General features: G+C 67.5%; 5 protein-coding genes and 1 pseudogene. 1 reads left to right on the top strand and 5 read right to left on the bottom strand.

Annotated features, from left to right (window positions below; genetic code table 11):
* Positions 1 to 73 precede the first annotated feature (73 nt).
* The 5 genes from ACSBPG_RS31680 to ACSBPG_RS31660 form a co-directional block, all read right to left on the bottom strand.
* Positions 74 to 919 carry a GIY-YIG nuclease family protein gene (locus tag ACSBPG_RS31680; protein WP_435541249.1) on the bottom strand — a complete coding sequence of 282 codons (846 nt, stop codon included), beginning with the start codon at positions 917 to 919 and terminating at the stop codon, positions 74 to 76.
* A complete protein-coding gene (locus ACSBPG_RS31675; protein ID WP_435541248.1) occupies positions 909 to 2,315 on the bottom strand; it encodes a hypothetical protein in 1,407 nt (468 codons plus the stop codon). Before ACSBPG_RS31675 ends, ACSBPG_RS31680 begins: the two co-directional genes overlap by 11 nt.
* Positions 2,316 to 2,327: 12 nt before the next feature.
* On the bottom strand, positions 2,328 to 2,603 hold the full coding sequence (locus ACSBPG_RS31670) for a hypothetical protein (RefSeq protein ID WP_435541247.1): 276 nt from the start codon (positions 2,601 to 2,603) through the stop codon (positions 2,328 to 2,330).
* Between the two features lie 155 nt (positions 2,604 to 2,758).
* Positions 2,759 to 3,613: a hypothetical protein gene (locus ACSBPG_RS31665; protein ID WP_435541246.1), complete on the bottom strand. Its 855-nt coding sequence runs from the start codon at positions 3,611 to 3,613 to the stop codon at positions 2,759 to 2,761.
* Between the two features lie 19 nt (positions 3,614 to 3,632).
* Entirely contained in the window at positions 3,633 to 4,052 is a 420-nt protein-coding gene (locus ACSBPG_RS31660) for a hypothetical protein (protein ID WP_435541245.1), read from the bottom strand.
* A 62-nt stretch (positions 4,053 to 4,114) separates the two neighbouring features.
* Here ACSBPG_RS31660 and ACSBPG_RS31655 point away from each other — a divergent pair.
* Positions 4,115 to 4,909 (top strand): annotated as a pseudogene (locus ACSBPG_RS31655) (IS3 family transposase); the annotation flags it as partial.

The raw sequence follows: 4,909 nt of genomic DNA, 5'->3' as shown, positions 1-4,909 counted from the left end.
TCGCCAAGGCCCGAAAGCCCTTCGAACCAAAGCTCGCCCCCTGAAAATAGGGCTTGCTCAACGTGACGGTATCTCACGGCTCCATGACGCCGAGTTCGACCAGTCGGGGGATTCCGAAGCAACTCCGGATGTAGCTGAATCCGAACCGGGTCAGCGGCATCGCCTCATCCCGCACGGGCACGGCGGCCGGGGGCGATCCGACGAGCCCCGCCTTGATCATTTCCCGTCCGCACCCGTTTTCGATCAGATACTCGCCGCCGCGAATGGTGAGCCGCCGGGGTATCGGGGTCCCCGGTTCGAGCATGATGCCGTTCGCCGCAGCGCTCGCGACGATCGCCTTCGCCATCCGTTCGGTCGGCGTGATGTGCCTTGTGCTGGGGTAAAGCGGCTCGAACTTCGGCCATGCAATCGGCTTGATCGGCACCGACGGCTGCGGACCTCCGATCTCGGCAAAGAATGCGTTGACGACCCGGCGGTCGGGATCGTCGGCCTCGCCGCCGAGCGATGCGAGCCGACGTTGGCGTGACTCCTCCGACGGGCTGGCGGTGCCCTCGCCGCCGCCGGTCTGGTTCGTCAGCGGCCCCGTTCCTAGATCGTGCCGACCGATGCGCCGGATCAGGCCGCGTTCTAGCCTGTGCGCGTCGGACTCGTCGTCGAAGAAGGCGGCCAGCGCGTACCGCAACTCGCCCCCCGTCCGAAGGATTTTGCGGATCAGGTTGAGCTTGTGCGACCGCCGCAGCGTCCCTCGGGCCTCCGCTTCGTGCTGGAAGGCCCGGTCGCCGCATCCTTTCCCGACGTAAAACGGCTGTCCGTCCGGAGTGCCGAGCACGTAGACGTAGTAGCGTGAAGCGCTCGCGTTCAGCCGGGCACGGGTCTCGGTGCGGTCGGCGAAGGTCAGGGTGTCGGTTTCAGCGATCATCGCCGATGTCTCCTTCGTTCAGGTCGTCGCGCCACTTGGCGATCAGCTCTTGCGTCGCTGCGGACGCGGCGGTGCGCCATTCCTGTTCACGCCGGTCGAGGGCATCCCGTAGCCGGGCCACGGCATCCTTCAGAGCCCCTTCGAGGACGCCGTTCCGGAGCGCGGTCTCGACGTGGTGGGCCGATCGGGAACGGGGGAACCATGTCGCCCCCTCGCCCTCCCCTCCGGCGGGCAGGCAAGGAACCCCGTCCCGCGACGCCGATCGGTCCAGCCAGAGCCCGATGTGGTCAGCATCGACGGGGGTCCAGGAGACGTAGTAGTTCTCGGCGTGCTGCCGGTCCGCGTCGAGCGGGGTGAAATTCCACATCATCGGGTCGGGTTCTGCGAGGGCATACGCAGGAGGCATGCGGAACACGGCCCGGTGCCACTCGCCATCGATCATGAGCCGGACAGGATCGCCGCAGACGATCGGCCACAGCGTGCAGGACGGGCTCAGCGGGATAGCGGGGCCGGTGCCGGCGATCCTCGCCTCGACGTGGGCCCGTGACTCGAACATGGGTCCGATCCTATCCGGGGCGGTGGTCGGCCCGAGGCAGAGGAGGATTTCCCTATGGACCAGGACCTCGGCTTCCACCGGCGTCCCCTCGCCTTCCTCGTCCGTCCGTACGGGCGGGTCTATGAGAATCTCCGCCCGCAGGGTCGCATGGGGAATCCGCACCAGAGGCACGCTCGGAAGGGGCGGCGCCTCTTCCCACGCCTCGAACCAGCCCTGGTACGCCGGTTGCGGCAGGCAGGCGTCGCCGCCGGGCAGGAAGGTCTCGTCCAGCAGGTCCCAGCGCCCCGGAACCTGCCGGGCACGCCTGAACAGCTCCGCCAAGCCGGTGTCGCGGGCGATCCGCTGCGACATCTCTTCGATCAACATGGCGAGCATGAAGCTGCCCTCGTGGAGTTCGTCGCCGCGCTGCCGGAGTTCCGCGTTCCGCCAGAGCGACGTCCGTTCGAAGACCGACGCCTTGGCGTCCACCGGGTCGAACCCGGCCATGCGGGCGACCGCCTCCGCCAAGTCCATGAAGCACTTCGCCCGCAGAGAGAGGCGCTCCCGTTCGCTCTTCATGACCTTCGGGTCGGTCAGGTCGGCCTTCGAGCGGACCATATAGTGGTGGATGCGCGGCAGCCCCTCCGGGAGGTCGGAAATCTGGGCGCCGGCCTCCTTGGCCGCGTCCGCGAGGGAGCGCAGCGCGGTGCCGGCGGCGAGGCCGTCGCCGCGCCCGAGCTTGAGCAGCCCGCCGCTCTCACTGATGAGCAGCTCGATGTCGTGCAGCTTCCGCTCCTTGACGGCCCGCATCCTGGCGAGACGGTCATCGGCATCGGGTGCCCTGACGATGTCGCTGTTCATGCCGGGCGCCTTTCAGTGCGTCTTCCGGTATCGCCGTCCGCGCCGTCCCTGGTGGACGGGCAGCACGGTGACGATTCGGGCGTTCGTGTCGCTCCAGATGACCGCGTAACGGGCGAGCCGGTCGTCGAGCGCGAGGGCGTCTGCGGTGCGGCGGCGGACGCGCAGCAGGCGGCAGTCGTCGCCGATGATCGTGTCCACGTCGGCGTGCTGGAGGATGGCCGCGACCAGATCGCGGCGAACGCCGCGGTTTTGGCAGCGGCGTTCTGCGTGGCTGGACAGTGTCATCATGATCTTGCCCTCGGGGTGGGGTGCGAACTGGCTTGATCATGCCCTGCCGTCCGCGCCCCCGGAATACCGAGTTGGCAGAATTCAATGTGAATTCCTGGCAAATTTCCTGGCAAGTAATGGCGGACGGACCCAGCCGATGGGATCGGACCTCGAACCTATGCCCGCAGGTTCAGTTCGACCCCGCACCCCTTCGCACGCACGCGCTCTATGGCCCTTTCGACCTCTTCCCTTGCCCACGGCGCCCACAGCCTCCAGGGCGGAAGCCAGAACCAGCCGCCGGACGGGTCCCCGACGGTGACGGCGGTGCCCTCCGCGGCGTAGGCAGCGGTCAAGAGGCAGAGCAGGGCCGCCCGCTTCTCGTGATCCCGCTCCTCGGCGAGGCGGTTCCCGGTGGCGGGGGGCATCAGCGTCGAAGATGACGCCGCCTCCGCCAGCACTCCCTCCGTGCAGGCGGCATCGTACAGCCGGTCGAAGCGCCGCCCACGTCGCACGCGGCCCACCCGCTCGTAGAGGTTGTTCGACAGCATCACGCCGAGAAAGGCATTCGGGAACGCCTCGACCACCGCTGCTCCCGCCGAGAGGCTGGGGCCGCGGAACGCCTTCGGCGCGGCGACCAGGACGGCGGCGAGCTGGGCCATAGTCTCAGCGGCCGCCGTCCGCAGAGCGAATCCGGTTCCGAAATGGCTCATGCCCGGCTTGCAGCGCTGCTGGAATGCCCCAAGCTGGAAGACGCTCTCGCACCCCCTGACGACATCGCTGGCCGTCCCGGCCGGCAGCAGCGGCCCGTCGATCGCGGCGAGAGCCGCGGAGAAGCCCGTCGGCATCCGGTCCCTGCGGCTGGCCCACGAGCTTCCCGCACGTGCCGACGCCACGCTGCCATCGGCGGCTCGCCAGGCGATCCCAGTCGTCTGCCTTTTTTCGGAGAACCCCACGTCAACCCCGAGGAGCGGAGGCGCTGTGCGGTTGCCCGCAGCCGTTGGGCGATCCGGTGCTTCGAGCAGAAGGCTCATCGGTTACCTCCTTGTACGATCACAAGTTCCTCGTACTTTTTTGGAATCCGAGGCTGGCTTCGGGGGGAGCGTCGCAGGCGAGCACTACGCGCGGGCAGCGACTGGGAAGGCCGGGCCACGGTTCCGCCGACGGCCGCATGACTTGGTCACGTTCGTTCGCGAGCGTGATCCCGTCGGCCAACCTCACGGCTTCGGGCATTTCCACCGCCAAGCCGAAGCGGGTGGCCAGCGCCGCAAGCAGCTTCCGTTCGGCCGCCGAGTAATCAGGCATCCGCTTCTTCACCGGACCGGGGAGATCGGACAGGTAAGCCTCAGCCGCATCGTGGAGCAGCCCCCAAAGCGCATGCTCCGGCGGGCAGAGCCGGGAGACGTGGACGCTGTGCTCGGCGACCGAATAGAAGCGGCTGCAGTGTCCGTTGAACCGGCAGAGCATGGCCATGACCCTCCTCCGAATCTGTGGACACCTCTGCTAAGCTCCCGCTGGGAGCGGAGAGGTGGACGATGACGACGAAACGGCGCTTCTTCACGGACGAGTTCAAAGGGGAGGCGGTGGCGCTGCTGGAGAGCAGCGGTCGGCCGCTGGAGCACGTGGCGAAGGAGTTGGGTATCCAGCCCTCGATGCTGCGCAACGGGCGGCGGCGGGTTAGCGGGACAGGGGGGGCGCCGCAGCTCCCCAACAAGCAGGCGGCGGCCCCCCTGTCCACCGGCGATCAGTCAGCGGAAATCGCTCGACTGAAGCGCGAGCTTGATCGCGTGCGCATGGAACGGGACATATTAAAAAAACTGTATCCATTTTCTTGGAGCCTCTGAAATGAGGTTCCGGATCATTGAGGACTGCCGCGACGAGTTCCCGGTGCGCATTTTGTGTGACGCCCTGGATGTGTCCCCATCCGGCTACTATGCTTGGCGGTCTCGGCCGGAGAGCGCCCGCAAGACCGCAAACCGGCAGTTGCTGGCTGACATCCAGCGCCTCCATGACCAGCACCGCAAACGCTATGGGGCCCCGCGCATTCACGCCGCCCTGCGGGCCCAAGGCCGAACCGTCAGCCGGGGGCGCGTCGAACGCCTCATGCGCCGTCATGGCATTCGAGCCCAACGTCCGCGCGCCTTCCGCGTCTGCACCACCGACAGCAACCACGCCCTGCCGATCGCTCCCAACCTGCTGGACCGCAACTTCTCGCCCACCGCGCCGAACCAGGTCTGGGTCAGCGACATCACCTACGGTGCGCCTCGACCCGGATGGTCCGGGGTGCGTATGTCTGGAATGCTGAAGAGAAAGGAGGAACGGAACGAACG

The organism is Azospirillum sp. ST 5-10 (assembly GCF_051225715.1).
Taxonomy (GTDB): Bacteria; Pseudomonadota; Alphaproteobacteria; order Azospirillales; family Azospirillaceae; genus Azospirillum.
This window is presented reverse-complemented; position numbering and strand designations above follow the sequence as displayed.